Source organism: Bacillus sp. ISL-45, assembly GCF_018613195.1.
Taxonomy (GTDB): Bacteria; Bacillota; Bacilli; order Bacillales; family Cytobacillaceae; genus Mesobacillus.
On the sequence record NZ_JAGGQQ010000010.1, the window covers coordinates 68,549 to 95,540 of the forward strand.

The 26,992-nt window shown below is 44.6% G+C and carries 25 protein-coding genes and 1 other annotated feature; of the genes, 8 read left to right on the plus strand and 17 right to left on the minus strand.

Annotated elements, in window-relative coordinates; translation table 11 throughout:
• The first annotated feature begins 188 nt into the window (after window positions 1-188).
• A complete protein-coding gene (locus J7E35_RS14160) occupies window positions 189-503 on the plus strand; it encodes a PepSY domain-containing protein (protein WP_214780779.1) in 315 nt (104 codons plus the stop codon).
• A 34-nt stretch (window positions 504-537) separates the two neighbouring features.
• On the opposite strand, the gene J7E35_RS14165 is transcribed toward J7E35_RS14160, so the two are convergent.
• The gene (locus tag J7E35_RS14165; RefSeq protein WP_214780781.1) at window positions 538-1,377 is read right to left on the minus strand and encodes a YtnP family quorum-quenching lactonase; all 840 of its coding nucleotides are present in this window, start codon (window positions 1,375-1,377) and stop codon (window positions 538-540) included.
• A 274-nt stretch (window positions 1,378-1,651) separates the two neighbouring features.
• The gene (gene trmB, locus J7E35_RS14170; protein ID WP_214780783.1) at window positions 1,652-2,296 is read right to left on the minus strand and encodes a tRNA (guanosine(46)-N7)-methyltransferase TrmB; all 645 of its coding nucleotides are present in this window, start codon (window positions 2,294-2,296) and stop codon (window positions 1,652-1,654) included.
• Between the two features lie 147 nt (window positions 2,297-2,443).
• Between trmB and J7E35_RS14175 the strand changes: the two genes are divergently transcribed.
• Window positions 2,444-2,722, plus strand: a complete 279-nt coding sequence (locus tag J7E35_RS14175; protein ID WP_192472506.1) for a YtzH-like family protein — start codon at window positions 2,444-2,446, stop codon at window positions 2,720-2,722.
• Window positions 2,723-2,728: 6 nt separating this feature from the next.
• Here the strand turns inward: J7E35_RS14175 and J7E35_RS14180 are convergent, their stop codons facing one another.
• The 5 genes from J7E35_RS14180 to thpR form a co-directional block, all read right to left on the minus strand.
• Window positions 2,729-3,502, minus strand: a complete 774-nt coding sequence (locus tag J7E35_RS14180; protein WP_214780785.1) for a phosphotransferase family protein — start codon at window positions 3,500-3,502, stop codon at window positions 2,729-2,731.
• Between the two features lie 284 nt (window positions 3,503-3,786).
• Window positions 3,787-5,937 (minus strand): type I pullulanase, encoded by a 2,151-nt coding sequence (gene pulA / locus J7E35_RS14185; RefSeq protein ID WP_214780787.1) that lies wholly within the window; start codon window positions 5,935-5,937, stop codon window positions 3,787-3,789.
• Window positions 5,924-6,904, minus strand: coding sequence for a diacylglycerol/lipid kinase family protein (locus J7E35_RS14190; RefSeq protein ID WP_214780789.1), 981 nt, complete (start codon window positions 6,902-6,904; stop codon window positions 5,924-5,926). The genes pulA and J7E35_RS14190 overlap by 14 nt, the downstream gene beginning before the upstream one ends.
• 32 nt (window positions 6,905-6,936) lie before the next feature.
• Entirely contained in the window at window positions 6,937-7,887 is a 951-nt protein-coding gene (locus J7E35_RS14195) for an NERD domain-containing protein (protein WP_214780792.1), read from the minus strand.
• A gap of 35 nt (window positions 7,888-7,922) precedes the next feature.
• Window positions 7,923-8,483 carry an RNA 2',3'-cyclic phosphodiesterase gene (gene thpR / locus J7E35_RS14200; RefSeq protein ID WP_214780794.1) on the minus strand — a complete coding sequence of 187 codons (561 nt, stop codon included), beginning with the start codon at window positions 8,481-8,483 and terminating at the stop codon, window positions 7,923-7,925.
• A 219-nt stretch (window positions 8,484-8,702) separates the two neighbouring features.
• On the opposite strand from thpR, the gene cysK reads away from it, so the two are divergent.
• Window positions 8,703-9,638, plus strand: a complete 936-nt coding sequence (gene cysK / locus J7E35_RS14205; RefSeq protein ID WP_214780796.1) for a cysteine synthase A — start codon at window positions 8,703-8,705, stop codon at window positions 9,636-9,638.
• 265 nt (window positions 9,639-9,903) lie between these two features.
• On the opposite strand, the gene speD is transcribed toward cysK, so the two are convergent.
• The 3 genes from speD to pepV form a co-directional block, all read right to left on the minus strand.
• Window positions 9,904-10,752 (minus strand): adenosylmethionine decarboxylase, encoded by an 849-nt coding sequence (gene speD / locus J7E35_RS14210; protein WP_214780798.1) that lies wholly within the window; start codon window positions 10,750-10,752, stop codon window positions 9,904-9,906.
• Between the two features lie 324 nt (window positions 10,753-11,076).
• Window positions 11,077-11,931 carry a D-amino-acid transaminase gene (gene dat, locus J7E35_RS14215; protein ID WP_214780800.1) on the minus strand — a complete coding sequence of 285 codons (855 nt, stop codon included), beginning with the start codon at window positions 11,929-11,931 and terminating at the stop codon, window positions 11,077-11,079.
• Between the two features lie 27 nt (window positions 11,932-11,958).
• A complete protein-coding gene (pepV, locus tag J7E35_RS14220) occupies window positions 11,959-13,374 on the minus strand; it encodes a dipeptidase PepV (RefSeq protein ID WP_214780802.1) in 1,416 nt (471 codons plus the stop codon).
• A 472-nt stretch (window positions 13,375-13,846) separates the two neighbouring features.
• Here pepV and J7E35_RS14225 point away from each other — a divergent pair, with 472 nt between their 5' ends.
• On the plus strand, window positions 13,847-14,068 hold the full coding sequence (locus J7E35_RS14225; protein ID WP_023626930.1) for a DeoR family transcriptional regulator: 222 nt from the start codon (window positions 13,847-13,849) through the stop codon (window positions 14,066-14,068).
• A gap of 197 nt (window positions 14,069-14,265) precedes the next feature.
• Here J7E35_RS14225 and J7E35_RS14230 read toward each other — a convergent pair whose 3' ends face one another.
• Window positions 14,266-14,982 carry a pseudouridine synthase gene (locus J7E35_RS14230; RefSeq protein ID WP_214780805.1) on the minus strand — a complete coding sequence of 239 codons (717 nt, stop codon included), beginning with the start codon at window positions 14,980-14,982 and terminating at the stop codon, window positions 14,266-14,268.
• 103 nt (window positions 14,983-15,085) lie between these two features.
• Between J7E35_RS14230 and J7E35_RS14235 the strand changes: the two genes are divergently transcribed.
• Window positions 15,086-15,361, plus strand: coding sequence for a hypothetical protein (locus tag J7E35_RS14235; RefSeq protein ID WP_214780807.1), 276 nt, complete (start codon window positions 15,086-15,088; stop codon window positions 15,359-15,361).
• 195 nt (window positions 15,362-15,556) lie between these two features.
• The gene (locus tag J7E35_RS14240; RefSeq protein WP_214780809.1) at window positions 15,557-15,742 is read left to right on the plus strand and encodes a hypothetical protein; all 186 of its coding nucleotides are present in this window, start codon (window positions 15,557-15,559) and stop codon (window positions 15,740-15,742) included.
• Between the two features lie 198 nt (window positions 15,743-15,940).
• Here J7E35_RS14240 and J7E35_RS14245 read toward each other — a convergent pair whose 3' ends face one another.
• On the minus strand, window positions 15,941-17,569 hold the full coding sequence (locus J7E35_RS14245; protein ID WP_214780811.1) for a putative polysaccharide biosynthesis protein: 1,629 nt from the start codon (window positions 17,567-17,569) through the stop codon (window positions 15,941-15,943).
• Between the two features lie 313 nt (window positions 17,570-17,882).
• Here J7E35_RS14245 and J7E35_RS14250 point away from each other — a divergent pair, with 313 nt between their 5' ends.
• Window positions 17,883-19,148 carry a BaiN/RdsA family NAD(P)/FAD-dependent oxidoreductase gene (locus J7E35_RS14250; RefSeq protein ID WP_214780916.1) on the plus strand — a complete coding sequence of 422 codons (1,266 nt, stop codon included), beginning with the start codon at window positions 17,883-17,885 and terminating at the stop codon, window positions 19,146-19,148.
• 369 nt (window positions 19,149-19,517) lie between these two features.
• On the opposite strand, the gene J7E35_RS14255 is transcribed toward J7E35_RS14250, so the two are convergent.
• The 5 genes from J7E35_RS14255 to glcD form a co-directional block, all read right to left on the minus strand.
• Complete coding sequence (locus J7E35_RS14255) at window positions 19,518-19,703, minus strand: sporulation protein Cse60 (RefSeq protein WP_192472493.1); 186 nt, start codon at window positions 19,701-19,703, stop codon at window positions 19,518-19,520.
• A 57-nt stretch (window positions 19,704-19,760) separates the two neighbouring features.
• On the minus strand, window positions 19,761-20,072 hold the full coding sequence (locus tag J7E35_RS14260; RefSeq protein ID WP_214780813.1) for a rhodanese-like domain-containing protein: 312 nt from the start codon (window positions 20,070-20,072) through the stop codon (window positions 19,761-19,763).
• A 174-nt stretch (window positions 20,073-20,246) separates the two neighbouring features.
• Window positions 20,247-22,661, minus strand: a complete 2,415-nt coding sequence (leuS, locus tag J7E35_RS14265; RefSeq protein WP_214780815.1) for a leucine--tRNA ligase — start codon at window positions 22,659-22,661, stop codon at window positions 20,247-20,249.
• Window positions 22,662-22,741: 80 nt separating this feature from the next.
• Window positions 22,742-22,960 (minus strand) — a binding site (T-box leader).
• 171 nt (window positions 22,961-23,131) lie between these two features.
• The gene (locus J7E35_RS14270; RefSeq protein WP_214780817.1) at window positions 23,132-24,463 is read right to left on the minus strand and encodes a (Fe-S)-binding protein; all 1,332 of its coding nucleotides are present in this window, start codon (window positions 24,461-24,463) and stop codon (window positions 23,132-23,134) included.
• On the minus strand, window positions 24,460-25,872 hold the full coding sequence (gene glcD / locus J7E35_RS14275) for a glycolate oxidase subunit GlcD (RefSeq protein WP_214780819.1): 1,413 nt from the start codon (window positions 25,870-25,872) through the stop codon (window positions 24,460-24,462). Before glcD ends, J7E35_RS14270 begins: the two co-directional genes overlap by 4 nt.
• 397 nt (window positions 25,873-26,269) lie before the next feature.
• Between glcD and J7E35_RS14280 the strand changes: the two genes are divergently transcribed.
• Window positions 26,270-26,992, plus strand: coding sequence for a FadR/GntR family transcriptional regulator (locus J7E35_RS14280; protein ID WP_214780821.1), 723 nt, complete (start codon window positions 26,270-26,272; stop codon window positions 26,990-26,992).

A 26,992-nucleotide genomic window follows, 5' to 3' on the forward strand; every position in this document is an offset into this window, starting at 1 on the left:
ACGATAAATTTAGATTTACTAAAGATTATGTATTTATACATTCCATTTTACAGAACATTCATTATGCTTGCCAGTCTAAATCGTCCCATACGTGTTTTTTGCGGGCATTATTTCTTTGCTCCGTATGTTTGATTTGTTATGATGAAGGTAACTTGAAATTCCATATATAACCTTGGAGGTCCTTGACTATGAACTGGAAAGCCTTTTTCATTGGCGTTGGCGCCGGACTGGCCGGTGCGTATGCCGTAAAGGAACTTGCGTCACAAAAAGAAACCGTATCAGCTGATAAAGTACTGAATCATGCGAAGGCAGCATTTAAGAAATCAGGGCCAATCAGCGGCTCATGGATCAATATGACGGCTGAACCATATTCAAAACCACCTGTTGATTACCAGGTATATAAAGGTGGTATTTCCCGCAATGTCGACGGCAGGGTGGAACAATATGAATTCATCGCCGACGCAGCAACAGGTGCAATTCTCGATGCATACCCGCTGGATTAATATCTATTGAAATGAAGACCTGCTTAGCGCAGGTCTATTTTTTTCTCTCAATTGTCTGAGTTATTTTACCATCCTGATCAAATTTTACTGCACGATAGACTGCATCATGATAAAAAGTGAACCAGGCGTCCTTGCTGATCCCAAATTCAAGCCATTTCTGCTTGGCGAAAATCGAATCCATTGGAAAATCGTCGTATGCCATTACCCATAGAGGGTTTTGATGAGCGTGAGTAGGCATGATATCAGCCATATGCACAACAGTCACATCTTCATCCTCAATGATGAGGATTGAATGTCCGTCACTATGGCCGCCGGTGTGGATCATTTTAATCGGACCAAATGACCATTCCGCCTCAAATGTCTCAACCTGCTGCTCAATTCCTTGCCAGTTCTCTTTCCAGTATGTACTCTTGGACCTGATATTCGGATTGCGCATTTCATCCCATTCGACCTGGGAAGTGATGATTTTCGCGTTCGGGAAAACTGAGACAAGTTCCCCGCCTGAATCCTTCGTCAACCCGCAGGCATGGTCAAAATGCATATGAGTCATCAATACGTAATCGACATTTTCAGGCTTCAAGCCCCGCTTTTCCAGCTCTAACATCAGGCTTGATTCCTCTAGAACTCCAAAATTGCGTTTTTGCTTCTCGTTCAGTTTTCCATTACCCATGCCGCTTTCAACAAGGAAATTCTTTCCCACTGCCTGGATCAAAATCGGATCTGTTCGCAGCTCAATCTGATTTTTTTCATTCACAGCATATTTTCGCGACCATAATGGTTTCGGGACGACTCCGAACATTGCCCCGCCATCAAGATGAGTGACCCCGCCGTTCAGCCACTCCAGTTTTACGTTCCGAAGCTCAAGCTTTTCCATCGCACACATCCCCCTTTTTTACTTGATTGTAACACTCGGATTTTAAATTTTTAAATAATTCTGCTCTTTTTTTATTTCGGTGACTGAGATATGATCATATTTTTAGCTCCATTCAATAGGAATTCTATTTTATTGGCGGAGTTCACAATTTTATTGGCGATATTTTATTTTTATTGGCGATTTTCACATATTTATTAGCGAACTGGAAAATAACGAGCTTTTTTACCAAATAAAAAAACCGGCCGATGCAAAATCGCCGGTTTGTCCGTCTTTATTATTCAGAAATAAATTGTACCTCACAACGGTAAATGCGGCTGCCCCGGGAGGAGAATTTCTCTTCGTATTCAGTCATGATGTTGCCCTCGTACTCACTGTTGTGAAGATCGAGGCTTACATAATTAAGCTTCATGCCATAATGCGAAAAGCTGACAAGGGAGTATTCAAACAAACCCTGGTTGTCTGTCTTGAAGTGAATTTCACCATTTTTCACCAGGATGGATTCGTATACTTCAAGGAATGACTTGAATGTCAATCTTCTCTTTTCATGGCGTGTTTTTGGCCATGGATCGGAGAAATTCAAATAGACTCGGCTCACGTCGCCGCTTTCAAAGTACTTGCTAAGCTCTGCTCCATTCACGTTCATCAGCTTGCAGTTTGGCAAATCCTCTTCAATCAGCTTGTCCAGCGCGCTGACGATGACGCTCTCCTGCAATTCAATGCCAATATAGTTAATGTCCGGATTGGCTTTTGCCATACCCGTGATGAACTGGCCTTTTCCTGTACCAATCTCAATGTGGAGGGGTTGATCCTTCTCAAACACTTTTCCCCAGTTTCCACGGTGCTGTTCAGGTTCATGTATCACAAAATTCGAATACTCAAGTAATTTATCTTTAGCCCAAGGCTTGTTTCTTAGTCTCATATTGACACCTCTGTACTATTTTCATTCGTTTCAAACAATATCATGCAACCCATATGTTTTCAAGGTGAAATTTGTCGCGGCTGCATAAACACAAAAAGGAATCCACAATCTATAGGTGAATTCCTTTTAAAAGAAAGGGTGATCATTGTGCCTTTAAGCCACCATGACCAGGTAAATTTATTAAAAGATATATTAAGCAACCAGCAGACTGACTGCTGCGGTTCGGTTGCTGAGTATCAGCAATTGGAACGCCTGATCAAATCGTTGATGGTCAACACGAATGTTGACGGCAACATCAAATCGATTCTGCAGGATGTTTATCAGTATAGCCAGAACGGTGTCAATGCCTCTGACCTGGAACAGCATATCCAGACAAATCGGGGACAGTTAACCCAATGGGTGGATGACATCGGACAATTCTCATGAGAGAAATTAAATAAGTGCCTTTAAAAAATCAATCCATTTTTCCATTTCTGGAATGCGATTCTGGCTTTTATGCCATTGAATCGCTGACAGTGACTGAGCAAGTGCGTACCATTTCATCCGTTGCTTAAGACTTTCGGTCAGGATGATGCCGTATTTATTCAGCCAGTCCTCCCATTCCTCAACTGGAATATAGGAATACAAGAGAAGTCCAAGGTCGATGGCAGGGTCGGCGATCATTGCGCCATCCCAGTCGATTAAATACAACTGGTTGTCTTCGGTAAGCAGCCAGTTGTTATGATTTACATCACAATGGCAGACAACCTTTTCGTCAACATCGATATGGCCAACGTTTGCAGTTAAAAACTTAAACGAATCTATGACAGCCTGCTTCGTACGAAGCTCCTCATCCAATTCCTCATTCAGGGCATGAAGGAACATCTCGGGTTTCAGCGGGCTTTTTCCCAGCCTGGTAAGCATCCCAAGAAGCGGTTCTGACGCATGGATTTTCTTCAACAGCTTGGCCACACAGTCATTGTTCATATCCCCGGGCTTCAGCTCTCGTCCATTCATCCATTGCTGTGCCGTAATAACATCTCCGTTTTCTAACCTTTTCGTCCAAACAAGCTTGGGTACAATTCCTTCTGCGGAGAGAACAGCAAGAAAAGGGGATGAATTACGTTTAAGAAACAGCCTTTGTTCTTCATGCTGCGCAAAATAAGCGGCACCGGTTGCACCGCCTGCAGGAACGATCTCCCAATCCTGTCCAAATAAATGTTCCAAAGTTAGTCACCTTCATTTATCACTATTTCCCTTATGCTAAAAAACCGGAAATGGATTCTATAAAATCAAAATTCACTGTTGTACTTATTATCGGAAATAAAAAGACAGCTATTGATAGAAAAATCCACACACAATAGCTATCCTATAAATTTTATCCCCTAGAGGCTGAGTACGTCAACCCCATGGATCTTAAATTAATATTGTGAAAAAGTTATCAAAAGAAAAGCAAAAGCTCTTTTATTAGCAGGAGAGGGCACTCGACTGCGGAGTATTAGTGAGTCTCACTATTTTGCCAGAACAAACAACGAACATGGCTCCAGCAGGACTTTATCTCCATCTATATGGCGAAATGGCTGTGCTGAAGCCTTTTCATGGTCGGCGAGGACACTCCATTTTGTATCTTCCGTAAGTTCCACAAGATGCTGATCCATTGTTGGGTTAATGAACACAATTATTTTTTCCCAATGTCCTCTATCTTCTATTTCCGTCAGCGCATAGCCAATCAACGGAACTGGCAATTGTAAGAACCCCATCCGCCTGCGGATCTGTTCATTGTCCGGAAGACGGAAAACTTCGTTCGATCTGCGAATGTCGATAATTCCTTTGATGTATTCGACATTATCCATGTTTGCATCACGCAGGTCCCAATCGAGCCAGTTTATTTCATCAGGAGACCGGTAGCTGTTGCCAATCCCTTTTTTCGACCTGAAAAATTCCTGGCCGCTGTGCAAAAATGGAATCCCCTGTGCCAGCAAGACCATCGAAGTCGCCAGTCTGTGCTGCTTTTTTAAAATAGCTTCATCCTGGTCAGGATCACTTATTTTCAGCTTATCCCACAATGTATGGTTATCATGCGATTCAATGTAATTCACGGATTGTCCCGGCTGCAAAAACAGGCCATGTTTCCGCTTTCCGATGCCTACGCTACCAGCCATCACCTGTTTGGCTGCTTCCAGATAGCGATCATTGCCTAAAGCGTAGCCTTTATCATAAATATTAAAGGTACTGCCTTTAATGGAATCCCGGAACCAATCATTGAACTGGCCTATTCCAGGCAGTTTTGACTGATTCGAAATATTGGCTTTCCGATCAGGCGGGAGCGGAGTATTCAGGTCCCAGCCTTCCCCTATGATCAATATATCGGGACTCACGGTATTTACCGCATTCCTGACAGCTGTCATTGTATCCGTATCCAAAATGCCCATTAAATCAAAGCGGAAGCCGTCAACATGATATTCATTCAGCCAATACATAACAGAATCAACAATGTATTTTCTCGCCATCAGCCTTTCGGAGGCAATATCGTTCCCCACTCCGGTCCCATTTGAAGGAAGGCCGTGTGCATCGTGGCGGAAATAATAGCCGGGAACGATTTTTTCAAAAGGTGACTCCTCGCGGATGTAGACGTGATTATAGACCACGTCCATAATGACGCCCACCCCCTGGAAATGTATGGCATTAATCAACTGTTTCAGCTCGGTGATCCTGTTATAGGGATCTTCGGGGTCAGACGCATAGCTCCCATCTGGTACATTATAATGAACCGGGTTATATCCCCAGTTATAGTCCCTGGCGCGGTCCAGTTCGTCTACTCCCTCAAAATCGTGAAAAGGCAGCAGTTCTATATGCGTGACTCCCAGGTTTTTAATGTAAGAAAGTCCAGTCTCCATTCCGTTAGCACTTTTTGTGTCTGCTTCCGCTGCACCCAGGTATGTCCCTTTCCTGATAGCTCCACTGTGCGGATGCATCGTCAGGTCCCTGATATGGACTTCATAGATGATGGCGTCAACTGGCTGGATTAATTTCGCGACGTCAATATGGGCTGCCTTGGCATTTTCCGTGTCGATGACCACGCCATATTCACCATTGACAGTTAAAGCAGTTGCATATGGGTCAACAGCTTCTCTCCATTCAAGGTTGATACAGACCATGAACGAGTACTTGTAAAGCTCCAGGTTCCGGTCTACCTCAATATGCCATACGCCCTTATCGGCCCGGTTCATATCAAAAAGCTCAGGGGTCTCGTCATCTTCCTTGAAAAGCCTCAGCTTTACTTTTGTAGCGGTCGGAGCCCATAGCTTGAAAATGGTCCTTTCAGCTGTATGGCTGACACCAAGGTCATCCCCGCCGTAAAAAAATAATGAATCAAATTCCTCCGTTCGGATGACTGCTCCGATTTGCAGATCCGTTTGTCCGCCATGCTCATCTAAAATCACATAAGTTTTACCTAACTCAGGCCTGATACTGCATAAGCAAATGTATTTTACTGCATCCTCCAGCAATACCTTCTCCTGGATTGCCAATGGCAAATCAACGCCTTCTCCTTTTAGGCGGAACTCATTGGAGGTTCCTTCAAAATATGAATAAGGAAGCAATACGGTAATAACATCCACTTGATCAAGATAGGCGTTAAATTCCCTTTCAATGGCAATCATTCATTTTCAACTCCTCGGTATGCCCTGGAATGCTTTTTCCAGATAGAATTTTCAAGGCTTTTGGACATGCCTGGATTTTCAGCGGTGTATGTCCGATTGTTTCACCATCTGCATGAGCTAAAACTTTGGCAGTGGATTCAATGGTGATCGATTTACCGGTAAACTGCTCGACCTCCCGGAATTTTGTATGCTTTCCCCAGAAGACACTGATGAAAACCATTAACAGCTTCAATCTCGAGATCTGATGCACGACCGTTACGTCGAGAATCCCGTCATCCGGGAGAGCAGCTGGAGCGATCTTCATGCCCCCTCCGTAGTATGGCTGGTTCGAAACGGTGACAAACCAGGCTTTGCTATATTTATACACTTTGCCATCAACCGTCACTTCAACTGGAATCGTCCTGAAAGTGAGCAGTTTTTTAACAAGGATATAAACATAGACCAGCCTTCCTAATGAAAAACGGTTCAGGAGACCTTTCATCCGGGAGTCATTTGAATCCTTTGCGACAGCAGCATCAAAGCCTACTCCCATATTATTCATGAAATAGGTTTCCTGTAATTCATTATGCTGAATTTTTCCGATATCGATTTCCAAGGTGTGGCCATTACTTTTATCAACGATCAAATTGAAGGCATGTACTGACTTTTTCGGTATTTCAAAGCCTCTTGAAAAATCATTCCCTGAACCGCCTGGGATGAACCCGACAGTAATGTTCGAATAGGACGCCGCTCCGTTCACCACTTCATGCAATGTTCCGTCCCCTCCGACTGCCGCAATTACTGCGGGTGTGCCGTCAGTTTTTCGGGCTAAAGACTCTGCCAGCTCCTGCGCATGTCCCGGGTATTCAGTAAAAAAAGCAAGATACGGAATGTCCAGGTCCTCCAGCTCTATCTCTATGTTTCTCCAAATCTCCCGGCAGCTCCCATTTTTCGCATTGGGATTGACGATAAAATAGATCTTCTCCATACGATCAACCTTTATCTAATTAATAGGTCTTTTTATTGTTCGCTCTTCGAATTGTTTTCCCACTCAAGCCTTCTGACTGATGTTGTCTGGCCATATTGCAAAAGAACCTGTGCTGCTTTTAATTGCATATGCTTCAATGGAGATTTCATGCCTCTTAGGGCCATGAACCAGTCCTCGAAGTTTCGTTTTTCAATGAATTGTACGCCATAAGGCGGCAGTGGATAGTCGATGAACCCATTCCTGCTGATCAGCAGCTTTTGCACCGGAAGCTCAACACCGTACATATCGAAAAGAGTCTTGACGATTTTCTCTGTCCGGTTTAGTGCAATCAGCGGATTCAGGATTTTTTTTTCCTTATTCCTCGTTTTCTTGATCCAGAAGCGGTCCTTGGACCCGACATAAGCAGCATTCTCTTCGGCTTCGATGAACGCAATGCACATGGCTGCAGCTGGAGTGATGATGATCAGCTCTGCCTCGACCGGCGCTTTTTTTAATAAAAATATAGGCTTATATAAAATGAGAAAGGTATCAGGAAATCGCTGCAGTAAAAATTTCAGGGTCGGATCGCTGACGAATTCTTTTGCAATGAATGACCTTTCCGTCAATGTCGAGCTGGCCCATTTCAGCTGGAATGGAAGCAATCCGTCGAGGAAATGCTGTTTTAATTCCTCAATTGACTGTAAGTTGCTGATTGAATTCAACATACCGTCATCCATCAGCTGATCCTGATCTTCCCGGAAGCTCTCCTCCTTCATAGGCTCTGGCTGGCGCACCATGCTTTTGAGCTTATGAAGGAAATTATTTGGCTCCTCCTCCTGATGGATATCAAAGTGATTTCCAATAGTTTGTTCAGGACTGTTTTCCCATTTCTCCCTTATGCCCTCCCATTGTTTTTTCTTCAGACGGACATATCTTGAAGGATAAAGGTAAATGTCCTGGGCATATCGTGATACGTAGTCCTGGAGCTTGATTAATTGTGCCATTATTCGACCTGCCTTTAATCCGGCTTCCCATCGCATCAAGAACGGGAAGCAAGCGGGAATAGTGTAATTGGTTCATATTTTGGACTTTTCCCCAAATGAGTCTTGTACAAAACGACCCTCTCAGCTTGAAAAGTTAGTTCTTTCTTAAAAGGGTTGACTGCATCCAGCTGGTCAGCTTTAAAGGCTTCCTCGCCTGCCCACTTCCTTGCCATGGTGATATGTGGGCTGAATGGGCGTGTTTCAAGGGTAAAACCAGCGGCACTGCATGCAGAAAAAACCATTTCTCTTATTTGATTTAATTCGGTGGATTTTTCAAGACCTGCCCAAAAAATCCTTGGAGAATCCTTTCGTCCGAAGGTGCCTAAATGATTGATCTCCAGTTTAAAAGCTGGTGTATTATTCAAATCAAGCACTTCATTCGCTGCCTTTATCATTGCTTCAGGTGCATTTCCGAGGAAAGCAAGCGTAATGTGTAAATCCTGTGGATGAACCCAGGTTTTAAAAGGCATTTTTTCCTTCATGCTGTGGATTGTTTCCTCCAGTATTCCTTTTGTCTCCCCAGGAAGTTCGAGAGCATAGAAATAATGCGTATGCAATCAAATACACCCTTTCTTGTCCACTTGAATTTATTGTAGCAAATGGCATGTAATATTGGCAGAATTTCCTTATAAACATTTCTAATCCATACAAGTTGATAGGAATAGTCTTTTTTTATATGATAAAAAGAAGCTATAATTATTTTTCAGTTGATTATCATCAATTATTCACTTAATTGGAATACTAAAGCAGTCCATCACGATAAAGGAGGCTATCATATGAGAGTCGTTAATAATATCGCGTCATTAATTGGCGAAACGCCGCTTGTAAAATTGAATAAGTTGGCACCCGAGGGTGGAGCATCGGTTTACCTCAAGCTTGAAAACTTCAATCCTAGCAAAAGCGTAAAAGACAGGGCTGCATTCAACATGATTGTTTCAGCTGAAAATGAAGGAAAGCTGAAGCCCGGTTCTACAATCATTGAGCCCACAAGCGGCAACACAGGCATCGGCCTGGCAATGAATGCAGCGGCAAGAGGCTATAAAGCGATCCTGGTCATGCCGGACACGATGACCGAAGAGAGAATCAATTTGTTAAAAGCATATGGAGCAGAAGTCGTGTTAACGCCAGGCGACGACAAAATGCCAGGAGCAATCAAAAAGGCGGAAGAGTTGGTAAAGGAAATTCCCGATAGCTTCATGCCAATGCAGTTTGAAAATGGAGCGAATCCAGACGCCCACAGGCAAACAACAGCAAGAGAAATCGTCGAGGCGATGGAAGAACTGAAAAAGCCTCTCAGCGCGTTCGTCGCTACCGCTGGAACTGGCGGAACGATCACTGGAACTGGCGAAGCCCTGAAAGAAGAATTCCCTGGACTGGCAGTACACGTTGTTGAACCTGCTGGGTCCCCAGTGCTATCAGGCGGCAAGCCCGGCAAGCACAAACTGGTCGGCACAAGCCCAGGTTTCATCCCTAAAATCCTCAATCAGGATGTTTATGAAAAAATCCATAAAATCGAGGATGAGGACGCCTATGAAACAGCTCGAAGACTGGCCAAAGAAGAAGGCATCCTTGTCGGTCCATCATCCGGAGCCGCCTGCTTTGCAGCCATCAATGTCGCTAAGGACCTAAATCCCGATGAAGTCGTCATCTGTATTGCCTGTGATACAGGAGAAAGGTACCTATCCAGTGACTTATTCAGGTTTGAGGAATAAACTTTAAGAGGACTCGCCATGTGATGGCGAGTTTTTTTATTATATAAGGGATTGGTGCCTTTTTGGAGGTTTCGTACCCTTATAATGCCGATTCCTTTTGCATAAGGGTACCGTTCCGACGCTTTCGTACCCTTATGACGTCGGTTCCTCTCGCATAAAGGTACCTTTCTGGCCATCTCCATTCTTTTCTCAAACTATAAAAGACTGCAGACAAACCATGGGCCGTCTGCAGTCTTTGACTTTGAAGTCACACACCTTATTCGTGTTATTCTTCTGTTTCCTCGTCTTCATCTTCAAAGATCGTTCCCGAATGGAGCGTTACTCCGGAAACGATTTCTTCCATTTCTGCCTGGATTCTTTCCGTGATTTCTTCTCGTTCTTCTGGTGAAAGTGATTCCTTTGTATACCCGAAAAGATAATTATCCAAATCGAATTCTCTTAGCTTGCATTTTGTATGGAAGAGGTTTTCCTGATAGACATTGACGTCGACCATATCAAATTGATTTTTGATATTTTCAGGGATATAGTTTTGGATCGAACTGATGTCATGGTCAATGAACAGCTTGTTGCCATCTTTATCCCTCGTAAAGCCCCTGACCTTATAATCCATCGTCATGACATCTGTTTCGAAAGAATGGATCAGATAATTCAATGCTTTCAAAGGTGTAATCTCGCCGCAGGTTGAGACATCGATATCGGCACGGAACGTACTGATTCCTTCATCAGGATGGAACTCCGGGTACGTATGGACGGTGATATGGCTTTTATCTAGCTGCAAAACGACATTGTCAGGCAGCGGTCCCGGCGACTCATCATACGCTTCATCAGGCACCTCGACGACCGGGCCTTCGGAGACCAGGATGGTCACGCTGGCCCCCTGCGGCACATAGTCCTGCTTGGCCACATTCAAGACATGCGCCCCAATGATATCTGAAACATGAGTAAGTATTTTAGTCAGCCGGTCAGCATTATACTGTTCATCAATATAATCAAGATAAGCTTCACGCTCTTCTTTGGTTTTCGTATAACAGATGTCATACATATTAAAACTTAATGATTTCGTAAGATTATTGAATCCATGCAATTCAATATGCTGTTCAGAAGTGAATTTCATTACTGTTCCCCCTGTTCGGTACTCTGCTGTACTGTGTTTGCAATTGAACAAAAGCAGGTATACGGATGATTTAAATATTTTTATGATACCCATTCCCTGCCGAGAAAAAACAAAGCAAGTACGAACCTGGTTATACCTTGGGACAACTTTTCCTTCTCGAGGCTCCATTTTGTCCAAACCTTGCACAACTTTTCTTACTTTGTCCAAATCTGACAGCTCCTCAACTTTGCCCGCCTTTTTGTCCGAACCTGCCTCCTTCAGACTACAATAAGTGTCTTCACAACGAAAAAACCTGCAGCTTTGATAAAAGCTGCAGGTCGAGTATTAAAGCGTGCCGCACTGGCTTTCAATTTCTGCTTTAAAAAGGTTTTGCAGATTCTTTGTAACAGGTCCTGGCTCTCCGTTTCCAACAGGCTTACCATCAACTTCAACAATTGGCATGACTTCGACTGTCGTGCCAGATGAGAAGACTTCGTCGGCAGAGGACAACTCATCAAGCGTATATGCCCGCTCCTCAAAAGCAATGTTCTCATTTCTGCAAATCTCAAGAACCTTTTGTCTTGTGATTCCATTGAGAATCAAATTGTCTGCCTGATGCGTGATGATCACGCCGTCTTTTACGATTGAGATGTTGGAGTGGCTTCCCTCGGTGACTGTTTCTCCCCGATGGAGAATGGCCTCAAAACAGCCGGCCTCTGCTGCCTTTTGCTTCGACAGCAGATTCCCAAGCAAATTCAGGCTTTTGATGTCACAGCGAAGCCATCGGATGTCTTCATCAAGGATGGTACGAACACCTTTTTCCATTGGATCGACAGGGCGTGGAACCTTGCGTGTATAAGCGACGAAGGTTGGTGCCACATCTTTTCCTGGGAAAATATGGTTACGTGGTGAAGTTCCTCTTGTGAACTGCATATACACGATCCCAGTGTCCAATTCGTTTTTTGATATCAGCTCTTCCATTTTTGACTCAAGCTCCTCTGGGCCGTACGGAAGCTTCATCCTGATTTTTTCTGCACTTTCTACTAACCTGTTCAAATGCTCTTTTCCAGTGAACATTTTGCTGTTATAAACCCGGATCACCTCATATACACCATCACCAAATTGATACCCTCTGTCCTCGATGTCTACCTTGGCGACCGCTCTGTCAAGAATCTCGCCGTTAACAATTACATATTCCATTCACTTTTCCCTCCCTAATTTCTTCCTTTATTTTGCCAATTCATAAATTGCCTGCGCATAAATCGCTGTTGCTCTCAGGAGGTCCTCAATTATCATATATTCATCCTTCTGGTGAGCAATGTCAGGCCTTCCTGGGAAAAGCGGTCCAAATGCCACACCAGATTTCAATGACCTTGCATAGGTTCCTCCGCCAATAGAAATAAGTTCGGCTTTTTCACCAACCTGCTCTTCGTATACCTTTTTCAAGGTCTGTACGAGGAAATCTTTCTCATCGACATGATGCGGATTCGAATTTGAGAATTTCTCGATGGTTAGCCCTTCAGCCTCTAACACTTGATTTAAAATTCCCTTTGTCTTCTCAAGGTCGGTCGTTACTGGATAGCGCATGTTTAAACCAGCACGGCCTCCCTTAGCCTTTGAGTAAGATAGCTTGCCGACATTGATCGTCAAGTCTCCGGTAATGTCATCCGCAAAAGCGATGCCCAGCTCTCGGCCGCGTGAATCTTTGCCCAGGTACTTAGAGACGAATTGAAAGAACTTTTCACTGCTTCCATCCAGATTCAATTCAGACAGGAAGCTTGCCATGAGCAGACCTGCGTTCTTGCCATTGTCAGGCTCCATGCCGTGTGCTGATATACCTTCAAGCTCAAGGATTAACTTGCCGCTTTCTACGACAGCTCTGCCATCCAATTCATTGTTCCTTTTGAATTCCTCAAAGCGCTGGACAACATCTGTTTGCCCTTGCTGAACGGCCAGTTCTACCTTCGCAAAATCAGGTACCATATTATAGCGGCGTCCGGAAGAAAACTCGATTATCTCTGCATCAAAATCTTCCTTTGCAAGACCGTCTCCTTTTGATACCAAGTCATAATCGGCAATCCCTTTTTCAGCGTAAATGATCGGAAAATCGGCATCCGGCGCAAAGCCCATCGCTGGCATTTCCTCATGTTCAAAATAATGGTCTACACAGCGCCAGTCGCTTTCCTCATCTGTACCAATGATCATCCTGACACGCTTATTAAGGGGCAAACCCAATTCTTTAACGATTTTCATCGCATAATATGCTGCCATCGTTGGCCCTTTGTCGTCAATCGCTCCGCGGGCAAAGATTTTTCCGTCCCGGATTTCTGCACCGTAAGGATCACTTGTCCAGCCGTCTCCTTCTGGCACTACATCAACATGGCAGAGGACTCCGACGATTTCATCTCCTTGCCCGAATTCAAGGTGACCGGCCAGATTGCCGACATTTTTAGCTGTAAAGCCGTCCTTTTCTCCCAGCTGAAGCATGAAATCCAATGCTTCTCTGACACCCTCGCCAAGCGGTGCTTCAGGTGTGGCATTTTCCTCGTCCAGGACACTCTTGATTTTAAGCAGGTCCTGAGCATCCTTAATTAAATCTGTTTCTCTTTTTTCTACTTCCTTCGTCCAATTGATTGAAGTCATTTTTCCAAACCTCCATATCTAGTTCTATATGTATTTCCCTTAAGGTGTACACTTAAGCAAGCAATGTCATTATTGTACCTCAAAAGTTATGTTGAAAACTTGAATTTTATTTTACTCCTGTTAACCCCAATCCGTAAACAGCGTCATACTTCAGATTTATTCTTAATTTTCAAACATCTGTCATATTTAACCTGTTTAAGACCATATCGTTAAGTATATAAACGATTTGAAGGGAGGCAGTTATCTAATTAATTATTAATTTTTTATAAAAAACAGTGAATAATCTGGAATTTTACATTATTAAAGTGTAAAATAGTCCAAAAGGTAAGACATCTTATGATTGCCTTTTAAAATGGACTCAAAAGGAGCTGTCTGGAAAGAAGAAAACTACATACTTGGGGATTCGTCTTCAATCAATAGTCGGTTGCAGGAATATGACAAAGGGGTTTAAAAAAGGATAGGGAGTGGTTGTTTGAAACCTTCGACTAACCGGATGATAAACCGCATCAAATCCATCTACATGTATATATGTCAGAATGGTACTGTCACAACTCAAGATCTTGTAGAGGAATTCGGAATTACTCCTCGAACCATCCAGAGGGATTTGAATGTCCTGGCTTATAACGACTTAGTGAAAAGTCCGAGCCGAGGTAAATGGACAACGACCCAGAAAAAGGTAAAGATGTCGTCTTAATACGAAAAGCGCAAGCGCCTTGGTCAGCCCCGACATGCGCTGGAGGTCCGGACAGTGAAGTCGTTCTTTGACTTCATTGGCAGGACCGAAGCGTCTCGAGGGGCTAGGCGCTGGAGCTGGACAAGTCTCGAAGTAAATATATGCTTACTAATAATAAAAAAAAAGAAATCGCCTGAGGAGGATCCTCGGCGATTTTTTTATACCTCATAGGTTTGCAGCATTTCCACTTCTTCATCGGTAAGTTCCCTGTATTCGCCGAGCTCCAGCGTTTCATCAAGCTTCAGCGGACCCATCGATAAACGTTTCAGATAAATGACCCTTTTTCCGACAGCTTCGAACATCCGCTTCACCTGATGGAATTTCCCTTCGGTGATCGTCAGCTCAATATCAGACGTTAAGCCAGATTTTAAGATAACAAGTTCACCTGGTTTGGTTTCATAGCCATCATCGAGTGTGACGCCTTTTTTAAAAGCTGTGATATCTTCTTCCGTCACCTCACCCTCAATTACCGCGAAATATGTCTTGGGGACATGTTTTTTTGGCGATAAGAGCCTGTGGGAAAGCTGTCCATCATTTGTGATCAGCAAAAGGCCCTCCGTATCCTTATCAAGCCTCCCTACCGGAAATGGCTCAAATACCTGGTCTTCGATCTCAAGCAGGTCGATGACTGTCTCATCATGGTTGTCCTCTGTCGCTGAAATGACACCAGGCGGCTTGTTCATCATTAAATAAATAAATTCTCTATAATGAATTTCTTCACCGTTTAATGTTATCGAATCGTTTTCAGGATCCACATGATGCTTTGCATCTTTGACAATTGCATTATTTACTTTTACAGCACCGTCTTTTAAAAGTTTCTTCACGTCTTTCCTGCTTCCGTATCCAAGGTTGGAAAGCACTTTATCGATTCTCATTGCTGAACCTCCTTTATTCATATGGGCAGGTGCCCATTCCCTTTCTTGCTGCCTTACATAGACTAATATCATACTTTAACATGATTATGAGGAGATGACCTGAATGAACCATAGACAACAAGGACAAGGCTTGTACATCCCTATTCCCGGCCTGCCAGGCGGAGGCTTCCCGGGTGGTGGTTACCCTGGTGGAGGATATCCTGGTGGAGGATATCCTGGTGGAGGATATCCCGGCGGCGGAGGCGGATTTGACCAAAGACTCGACCGGCTGGAAAGGCAGGTTCAAAGACTGAGCAACCAGATTGACCGGCTGGACCGCAGGGTTGACAGGATTGAACGCCGCCTCAATATCCGCGATAACGACCAGCAGTTCTATTAGGTTGCAGAACAAAAAGCGCAAGCGCCTCGTTAAGCCCCGACAAGCGCTGCCCGCCTATGACGCCACGTCCTCCCAAAAGCTACCGCTTTCGGTCGTGCGATGATTCGCTTCGAAGCTTTCCTTATCCTGTGGCTGGCGGGTCTAGCACATCGTGTGCCTCGGAGGGCCTGACAGTGAAGTTGTTCTTTGACTTCATTGGCAGGAACCGAACTCGAAAAGTATAGCCGACTGCTTAGAAACGCAGAAACTGGAGACTCCGACAAAGAAGCGCTTTTTGCTTCTGCCGGCGGAGTTGAAGTTTCGGAGTTTCTAGGAGGCGACACTAGACAATTCGAAAGGAGGAGGCGACTGCCCAACTCCGACAAGCGCTGGAGGGCCTGACAGTGAAGTCGTTCTTTGACTTCATTGGCAGGAACGAAGCGTCTCGAGGAGTTAGGAGCCGCAGCTAGACAAGCGACTCGAGGGGCTAGGCGCTAGAGCTGGATTAAGAAAACTTCAGAGAGTTATCCACAACTCAATAACTTTTATAAATTCCTTAACCATTAAAAATGGCCTTCATAACCGAAGGCCATTTTCCTATTAAACCGGCAGCCTTAATTTGCGCTTGAATTTGGTGACTCGGTCTCCGAATAGCCTGTCTACCAACTTGGTCCGGAATCCAAGGTAAAAATAAACTGCAGCGCCTACCAGTGCTGAGATTCCGATAAGCACAATCGACTGGAACTTTGCAGCCGGTGAAAGAAATTGGACAAGCATTTCATAGAATGCCATCGTTACTCCAGCCATCAAACCGGAGAAAATCAATATCAAACTAATTCTTCTTGCCACAAAGCCCATTGGATATTTGGCATATTTTTTAATGACAATTATGTTAATGATAATTGCCGCTGTATACCCTAACGCTGTCGAAAGGACAGCTCCTTGTGTCTCGAGCAGCTTGATCAACGGGATGTTCAAGGATAGCTTCACCAATAATCCCGTCAGCAAACTCAAAATCGTGAATCGCTGCTCATTGATCCCCTGGAGGATGGCAGCGGTGACGGAGAAGAGTGCGAATAGAATGGCTACTGGAGCGTAAGTTCTTAACACTTCAGTTCCTAAAGGGTCATTTTCAAAGAATACGGTGAACATTGGCTGTGCAAGCAAAGAAATACCTAACGCTGCTGGAACAGTCAGATACATAAGTACCTGGAATGTTTGGTCCAGCTGGCGCCGCATTCCCTTTCGGTCATTATCAGTAAAGGCTTTTGTAATGCTTGGAACCAATGTTAAAGAAAATGCAGTAGCCAATGAAACTGGGATAATCACCAATTTATGCGTCTGGAAATTCAGTACACCAAAAGCTGCCTGGGCTTCTTTATGTACTACGCCAGCAGCACGCATTGCCCTTTCAAATGTCAGCATATCGACGAACTGGAATAATGGATTGGCGATTCCAACAAAAACAAACGGTGCTGCATAAATTAATATTTCCTTATATATTTCTTTCAAGGAAATATCCATTGTCCCCTTGTCTTCTTTAAGCAACTCATCAAGATGAGGTTTACGTTTGAACCAGTACCAGCCAAGTACACCTAAACTTCCAAGTGCCCCAATGAAAGCAGCAAAGGTCGCAACGCTGACAGCTGAAACCATGCTTCCTTTCATGATATAAAGGACAATATATGCACCCGACAGCAAAAAAACAATCCTGACGATCTGCTCAACAACCTGCGATACAGCAGATGGCCCCATCGATTGATGCCCCTGGAAGAAACCTCTGATCAAGCTCATGAATGGAACAACAATCAAGGCAAAACTGACAGCACGTATAACGGTTGTAGCATCCTGCGCACTGATGACAACATCTTCATCATCACCGCTGGAAATAACTATGTCCGCAAGGCCTGGTGCTGTAAAATACATAATCAAGAAGGAAACAAATCCTGTAGCAAGCATGACTATTACACCAGACTTAAATAGTTTCCTGCCGACAGCATATTCCCCTAGCGCGTTATACTTAGCAATGAATTTAGAGACTGCAAGTGGCACGCCCGCTGTTGCCACGCTAATAAAAATCGTATAAGGAATATAAGAATATGAATAAAGTACCGTCCCGTATTTATCGATAATTGCATAAAAAGGGATAATATAAAACAGTCCCAGCACTTTAGATAAAATCGTGCCAAGCGTCAGTATGAACGTCCCTCTTAAAAGCTTTGATGACATAAAATCCCTACTTTTCAATCTATAAGTTAAAAACAGATTACAAACTTGTATTTTACCATAAACACAATCAGACACTATGATATTTATCAATGGATGCAGATATTTCCTGCATCCACGCTGCAGATATTTCCTGCATCCCTGCCGATTCCCTGCATTCCCTAGTTTACTCCTTCTCCAGCCCGACTGCCAGTTTTCCGCCAGGGAATTCGTTTGAAGGACATCTTTCAAGGAAATGTTTTTACTGAAGAGTTGCATTATAATAATAAAGGTGTTGAAATGATTAAAAAAAGTGAAACGAAAAGTTGGTGAAGCAATGAACTATGATGTAATCGTCCTTGGCGGCGGTCCGTCTGGCTTGATGGCCGCGATTGCTGCTGGTGAGAAAGGCGCAAAGGTGCTGCTGATTGACAAAGGAGACAAGCTTGGCCGAAAGCTGGCGATATCTGGCGGGGGCCGCTGCAATGTGACCAATCGGCTGCCAGTGGATGAAATCATTAAACATATACCCGGAAATGGGCGCTTTTTATACAGCGCGCTCTCCATTTTTAGCAATGAAGATATCATTTCGTTTTTCGAAGGGCTTGGCATCCAGCTGAAAGAAGAGGATCACGGCCGGATGTTCCCGGTAACGGATAAAGCTCAATCTGTTGTTGATGCCCTTTTATCAAAGCTAAAAGAATTAAAGGTAGAAATCAAGACGAACACTCCTGTTGCCGATGTGCACTACAAGGATGGCAAGGCTGAGTCTGTTGAATTGAAAAATGGTGAAGTGTTTTATGCAGGCAGCGTCATCATTGCTGTCGGCGGAAAATCAGTTCCCCACACCGGATCCACTGGTGATGGGTATGCGTGGGCGGAAAAAGCGGGCCATACAATCACGCAACTATTCCCTACTGAAGTGCCACTTACGTCTGCTGAACCTTTTATAAAAGAAAAGGTCCTCCAGGGGCTTTCGCTGAGGGGAGTCGCACTCAGCGTCCTTAATCCAAAAGGGAAAGCACTGATCACTCACAAAATGGATATGATTTTTACCCATTTTGGCATCAGCGGTCCTGCGGTTCTGCGCTGCAGCCAGTTCGTCGTCAAAGCGATGCAAAAATGGAGTCTTCAAGAAGTCGCCATGTCCCTGGATGCCCTTCCTGATATGAAAGAGGAAGAATTGTTCCAGGAGATCAATAAACTGATCAAAGCCGAGCCGAAAAAAGCGGTGAAGAATTTATTGAAGGGTCTCCTGCCAGAACGGTATCTACTGTTCCTGCTTGAGCTGAATGAGATTGACCCGGCGATGCAGGGCGGACAGCTGGGCCATGAAAAAATCAGGAGTTTTGCCAAGTCAGTCAAACAGTTCGAATTCAAAGTCAACGGCACGCTGCCGCTTGATAAGGCTTTCGTTACTGGCGGAGGAGTGTCCGTCAAAGAAGTCGAACCGCAAACAATGGCGTCAAAAAAAGCAGAAGGCCTGTATTTTTGTGGAGAAATCCTCGATATCCATGGATATACGGGTGGCTACAATATTACCTCCGCTCTTGTGACTGGACGTCTCGCCGGGACAAATGCCGCAGGGTTTGCTCTGCAATAATAGTGTGGATGAATCAATGTCCGTCATAATTTTATGACGGACACTTTTGCGTTTTTTCCGCTGGTTTTTGTCCGTCATGCCTTTGATGACGGACACTTTTGCTCTTTTCATGACAGTTTCTGTCCGTCATCGCCCTGATGATGGACATTTTCTCTCGTTTTCCATCTATTTCTGTCCGTCATGCCTTTGATGACGGACACTTTTGCTCTTTTCACGGCAGTTTCTGTCCGTCATCGCCCTGATGATGGACATTTTCTCTCGTTTTCCATCTATTTCTGTCCATCATGCCTTTGATGCCCGCCACTTTTGCTCATCTTCCACCTGTTTCTGACCCTTACCCTAAACAAAACAGAGCCTGAGTGAAGTGACTCAGGCTCTGTACACAACCATGGCTGAAAAACAGTAGATCTGTTCTTCGTCCTCTTCTTCTGGTATGACCGCGACATTGTATTTAATGTCCAGGAGCTTTTTCTCATCAAGCTTCTCCAGAAAGCGGTTCATATCCTGTTCTAAATCTTTTTCATGTTCATGATCAAATACTCTGACCTGGATCAAGGTAAGTCGTCCTTCCTTTTTAACATCCATTCTGGCCAGATTTTCAGAATTTTATAATTATGGACGCTTAGTTTCTCCGCCCCAGCTCATCATGCCGCCAACCATGTTGCGGACTTTGAAGCCTTGTTCGTTCATGTAGTGGCAGACGTTGCCGCTGCGTGCGCTTGAACGGCAGATGAAGATGTATTCCTTGTCCTTGTCAAATTCGTTCAGTCTTTCAGGGATTTCGCCCATTGGCACGTGCTTAGCTCCCGGGATCATGCCAGATTCAACTTCATCTTGTTCGCGTACATCAACCATTTCCAGCTTTTCTCCAGCTTCCAGTTTCTTTTGAAGTTCTTCAGGAGTAATGTTTTCAACTTTATTCATCATCGTTTCCTCCATTTTTTCAGTAAGATTATCCTAAAAAAAGGATTACATACCTTAATGTATTTTCCCCTATTTATTATATAAAAACTCTTTTAATAATACAAAGAAAAAACCACAGGGGGTATGTTCATATTAAAACAAAGGACCGCCATTGCGATCCTTTGCGTGTGCATATTAATTTGCAACAATATTGACAAGCTTTCCTGGTACAGCAATCACTTTACGAACTGTTTTACCGTCGATTTGTTCTTTCACGGTATCGTCGCCCATCGCGATCTGCTCTAGTGTTTCTCTGTTCGCGTCTGCCGGTACCATCATTTTCGCTTTGATTTTACCGTTTACCTGGACAACGATTTCTACTTCGTCGTCGACTAGCTTGGCTTCATCATATGCTGGCCATGCTGCATATGTGATTGACTCACTGTGGCCAAGCTTAGCCCAAAGCTCTTCTGCGATATGCGGTGTAATCGGCGCCAGCATTTTTACAAAGCCTTCAACGTATGCTTTTGGAAGTTCTTCGGCTTTATATGCTTCATTGATGAAGACCATCATTTGAGAAATCGCTGTATTGAAACGAAGCCCCTCATAATCTTCCGTCACCTTTTTAACAGTCTGATGGTAGACCTTCTCAAGGTTCGTGTTTTCAACATCCTTGATTTTCTCACTCAAGCTGCCGTTTTCATTGACAAACAGGCGCCAGATGCGGTCAAGGAAGCGTCGTGATCCATCCAGTCCATTTGTAGACCAGGCGATGGATGCTTCAAGCGGCCCCATGAACATTTCATAAAGACGAAGCGTATCCGCACCGTGGCTTTCAACAATTTCATCCGGGTTGACGACATTTCCTTTTGATTTGCTCATCTTTTCATTATTTTCACCAAGAATCATTCCCTGGTTGAAAAGCTTTTGGAAAGGCTCCTTCGTGTGGACAACTCCCACATCGTAAAGGACCTTGTGCCAGAAACGAGCGTAAAGCAGGTGCAATACGGCGTGCTCCGCTCCACCGATATAGATATCAACCGGAAGCCACTGCTTTAATTTTTCCTCATCGGCAAGTGCCTGGTTGTTCTTCGGATCGATATAGCGCAGATAGTACCAGCAGCTGCCAGCCCATTGCGGCATTGTGTTCGTTTCCCTGCGGCCTTTTTTGCCTGTTTCAGGGTCAACAACGTTCACCCAGTCATCAATATTGGCAAGTGGGGATTCACCTGTGCCTGATGGTTTGATTTCAGTTGTTTTTGGCAAGATCAGCGGCAGTTGGTCTTCAGGTACAGCGGACATCGTTCCATCTTCCCAGTGGATGATTGGAATCGGCTCGCCCCAGTAGCGCTGGCGGCTGAACAGCCAGTCACGAAGGCGGTAAGTGACCTTTTTCGTACCAATGCCTTTTTCCTCAAGCCATTCAATCATCTTGCTGATGCCCTCTTCTTTGTTCAAGCCGTTAAGGAATTCAGAGTTGATGTGCTCGCCATCGCCAGTGTAAGCTTCTTTTTCGATATTTCCGCCGGCAACGACTTCCTTGATTTCCAAATCGAATTTTTTGGCAAACTCATAGTCGCGCTCATCATGCCCTGGTACTGCCATGATTGCCCCTGTACCATATGAAGCAAGAACATAGTCAGCGATCCAGATTGGCATTTTTTCGCCGTTCGCTGGGTTGATTGCGTAAGCGCCAGTGAAGACGCCCGTTTTGTCCTTCGCAAGGTCCGTACGCTCAAGGTCGCTTTTGCTCTTGATTTCATCGATATATTTTTCGACTGCAGCCTTCTGGTCAGCTGTCGTGATTTTATCAACAAGCTGATGTTCTGGTGCAAGGACCGCATAAGTTGCGCCGAAAAGTGTATCAGGACGAGTTGTGAACACAGTGAAAGTTCCTTCATGTCCTTCGATGTTGAAAGTGACTTCTGCACCTTCTGAACGGCCGATCCAGTTGCGCTGCATATCCTTCAGGCTTTCGGGCCAATCAAGCAAATCCAGATCCTCAAGCAGGCGGTCCGCATAAGCAGTGATTTTAAGCATCCACTGCCTCATCGGACGGCGCTCTACCGGGTGGCCTCCGCGCTCACTTTTTCCGTCGATTACTTCTTCGTTCGCTAAAACAGTTCCTAGCGCAGGGCACCAGTTAACTGCTACTTCATCAATGTAGGCAAGGCCTTTTTCATAAAGCTTAAGGAAAATCCATTGCGTCCATTTGTAGTATTCAGGATCCGTCGTGTTGACTTCGCGATCCCAATCGTATGAAAAACCTAATGCCTTGATCTGGCGGCGGAACGTATTGATATTCTGCTCCGTGAATTCAGCCGGGTCATTTCCCGTATCAAGCGCATACTGTTCTGCAGGAAGGCCAAACGCATCCCAGCCCATTGGATGAAGGACGTTGAAGCCCTGCATCCTTTTCAAGCGTGAAAGGATGTCAGTCGCTGTGTAACCTTCCGGGTGTCCAACGTGAAGGCCGGCACCAGATGGATACGGGAACATATCAAGCGCGTAGAACTTCTCTTTCCCTTTATCTTCGGTTGTTTTGAACGTTTTGTTCTGTTCCCAATGCGATTGCCATTTTTTTTCGATTTCCTGATGGTTAAAACTCATCGTTTTTGTCCTCCTGTTTAGGTTCTATTTATTTTACGGATGGGATTTTCTTTAAAAAAATAAAAAACTCCCGTCCCTGTAAAAGGGACGAGAGGCTATGTATAATCTCCCGCGGTACCACCCAAATTAGTGTGCAACACTCGCTTCATTCAATCCTTAACGCGGAAAACGGCAAACGCTACTTATGTTCACGTCTGCGACTCAAAGGCGAGTTCATGATGGACCCGTCTGGCTTGCACCAACCGCCAGTTCTCTAGTACAGGTTTTACACCACTACTACTCCTTGTCGAAGTCTTTCGTTATGAATATAGAGATATTGTAATAAAATTCCCTCCCATATGCAAGCGGGGATGGAATATTTGATGGTAGTGAGTAGTATATGCTTGTTTTACCTGCTGGTGCAGGCTTTTACATAACCCAGCATGGACAGATAAGAAGCCCATCTGTAAATTCAGATGGGCCATCGATCTTTACTGATCCGTTAGTGCCGCTTCCATTAGGAGGTCGACAATATGCACGCCTCTTATTTTGCCAGAAAGTCCTTCCCGCTCAATCCCGAGCTTCATTTGAAGAAGACAGCCTGGATTAGCCGTTACAATCGTCGTTGCATGGGTGACCTTTGCCTCAACCATTTTGGAATCAAGGAGTTGCATGGACATCTCACTCTCAACTATATTGTAGATTCCTGCTGAACCACAGCAACGGTCAGCATTTTGCATTTCACGATATTCGCTTCCTTTGATCGACTGCAGCAACGTCCTCGGTGCTGAAGCTGTTTTCATTACATTGCGCAGATGGCATGAATCCTGATACGTAATGATTTGATGCGGCAGCTCCAGGTTCACTTTTTCATGAAAGCCCACTTCGACCAAAATTTGTGAGATATCCTTGATTTTACCGGCAAATCCCTGGGCCCTGAGCCTCCATTCTGGATCGTCCTTAAGCAAGTGGTCATAATCAACCAGGAAGGCACCACATCCCCCTGCATTGGTGATGATATAATTGACCCCGGTCTCTTCGAAGGCTTTAATATTGCGGCGAGCAAGTGATTTGGCATCTTCTTTTTCACCACTATGACCATGAAGAGCTCCGCAGCAGGCCTGCTCCTTCGGGATGACTATTTCACAGCCAGCGAGCTGCAAAAGCTTCATCGTCGCATTGTTAGTTTCCAGGAACATGGTATCCATCAGGCAGCCGCTGAAGAATGCAACCTTATGAGTCTTTGTCCCGATTGGTTCAAGATGCACAGGCCGATTTTTCAGCTCCTTCATTGTCGGTACCTTTGGAAGGACTTTCTCCATAGTGGCGAGCGATTCAGGGAACAGCTTCATCACACCTGTGCCGCGCGCCATTTTTTGCAGGCCAGAACGTTGATAGAATCCAATAAGTCCTGTCAGCCCCCTCATGCGTTCCTGATGCGGAAAAAGCCCTTTGAAGACTGCATTCCTGACCACTTTTACGGGCATTGAAAACTTCTTGTTTTGATTGACAATATCACGGGCATCTTCGAGAAGGTGTCCATAATTCACCCCGGATGGGCAGACAGGCTCACATGCACGGCAGCCAAGGCAAAGGTCCAGTGATCGTTCAAAATCCTCATCCGGTTCAATAATCCCATCGACGACCGCCTTCATTAAAGCAATCCGCCCGCGTGGTGAATGTGATTCCTGATAGCCCGATTCGATATAGGTAGGACAGGTAGGCAGGCAGAAACCGCAGCGCATGCAGTTCAATAGTTCGTCCTGGTCCATCTTTTCCTGGAATTCTGTCTGGATTCTCTGCTGTTCCTGGATCGTTGTCATTTTGAAACCACCACCCGTTTCCTGCTGTCCTTCGCGAAAACCTTACCAGGATTCATGATGTTGTTGGGATCAAGGGCCATTTTCACAGCTTTCATAGCCGCAACTCCTTCTTTGCCCAATTTCAACTCTAGGTACGGTGCTTTCATGACACCGACGCCGTGCTCACCCGTAATCGTTCCGCCGAATTCAATAGCCTTTTCAAAGATTTCAGCAAATGCCTTTTCGACTTTTTCCATTTCATCATGATTCCGTGAATCTGTCGGACAAGTAGGATGAAGGTTTCCATCTCCTGCATGGCCAAAGGTACAGATATTCAAGCCATACTTTTCCGCAATTTCATTGATTGCATTGACCATTCTCGCAATCTCCGACCTTGGAACAGTAGCATCCTCCAATATTGTCGTCGGCGCTAACCTCGCCAATGCAGACAATGCACTTCTGCGCGCAGTCCTCAGTGCTTCAGCTTCAGCTTCTGTTTGGGCCAGTTGCACAGATACAGCTTTTTCCTCTTTACAAACCTCGGCAATCCTCGCCATATCACGCTCGACCACTTCAACAGGACCGTCCTGTTCAATCAATAGCACAGCTTTAACATCTGTTGGCAGCCCGATTTTAGCAAAATCCTCCACAACCTTCAGGGTCGGCTGATCCAGGAATTCCAGCGTAGCCGGAATGATTTTGCTAGAGATAATCTTGGAAACTGATTTAGCTGCTGCTTCAAGATCTTGATATAAAGCCAGCATTGTTTGTTTTGTCTCTGGCATAGGTATCAGCTTTAGGGTTGCTTCGGTAATGATGGCCAATGTCCCCTCCGAGCCAACCAGCAGCCTGGTAAAATCATATCCGGCAACATCCTTAGCCAATTTCCCTCCTGTGCGGATGATATCCCCGTTTGGGAGCACAGCCTCAAGCCCGATCACGTAATCCCTTGTCACTCCATACTTCAATCCGCGGAGACCGCCAGAGTTTTCATTAATATTGCCGCCGATGGTTGATATTTTCATAGAGCTTGGATCCGGCGGATAAAACAGGCCTTTTGGCTCGACCGCTTGGATTAAATCAAGAGTCACAACACCAGGCTGTACAGTAACGGTTAAATTCTCTTCGTCCACCTCAAGGATCTTGTTCATGTGCTTAAAAAGAAGCACGATCCCTCCTTCTGTCGGACAAGTGCCTGCACACAGATTCGTGCCTGATCCGCGGGGGACAATAGGAACTTTATATTCATTGCACAACTTAACAATTTGCGATACTTCTTCTTTATTCCGCGGACTTACAACCGCATCCGGCATTGATTGAAAGTTAGGTGTTGCATCATATGAATAGACAAGCCTGCCCGTTTTTGAGTCATCAAAATCAGCGGCAGTTACGATGGAGATCAATTTATCTTTGACTATATTTGGAAGCATAATAGTTCCCCCTTCATTGGTAAAATAGAATCATTCATTTAGACCTGCAGTTTTTAATGTTTTTTGTAGACTTTGCAGTTCTCGCTGTTTAAAAAGTAAAGTCCAGTTTCTGGTTTTTCACGAGAGTATTAAGCAGATAGAAGAGTTCTCCGAAGCCAAAACTCAAATGGGAAATCGCTTTCAAAAGTGGTGATATGGTCATCAGATGACCATACCTTAAATTATAGGATGTTCATTAGGAAAATTTCAATATATATTTACATTTAGTAAAATATTGTTACGGTTGAGTATCGTTTTTTTATATGAAATTTCCCGCTTCTAAATGACGAGGATTATAATAGAGCTGAGATAAAACTGTATAATGAGAGTCTAGAGAACGAATTTTGGAGGTTTTACCTTGCAATATAATAAAATAAAACCTAAAAAGATATATGAAGAAGTGGCGGAAGCAATCCATGCCATGATCAGTTCTGGCCAATTGCAGCCAGGGGATAAACTGGATTCTGTCCAGCAGCTGGCGGAGAATTTTCAGGTGGGCCGCTCTGCGATCAGGGAAGCATTGACTGCATTGAGAGCAATAGGGCTCATTGAAATCAGGCAAGGCGAAGGAACATATGTGAAGCAGTTCGAGTCCGAGCAAATCAGCTTTCCGTTATCGACAGCCATCCTGATGAATGCTCAGGATACAGCACACCTGTTGGAAGTCAGGAAGATCCTTGAGGCAGGGACTGTTTTTTCCGCTGCAAATAAACGGACCGAACACCAGCTGCAGACAATAAAAGAGGCGCTCGAGGAAATGAAACGTGCGAGTGGTAATGAGGAGCTTGGTGAAAAAGCTGATTTACAGTTCCATCTGGCCATTGCGGAAAGCTCGCATAATCCATTATTGATCAGCTTGATGAACCATGTTTCCGGCCTGATGGGAGAAACAATGAAAGAAACCCGGCGGCTGTGGCTTTACTCAAAACAAACTACAACAGATCGCCTCTATGAAGAACACCATGCTATTTACGAGGCGATAAAAGAACAGAATGCTGAAAAAGCAAGAAGTATGATGCTCAGCCATATCGAGAATGTGGAAATTATTCTCCATAAATATATGAACCAGGCTAAAATTTAG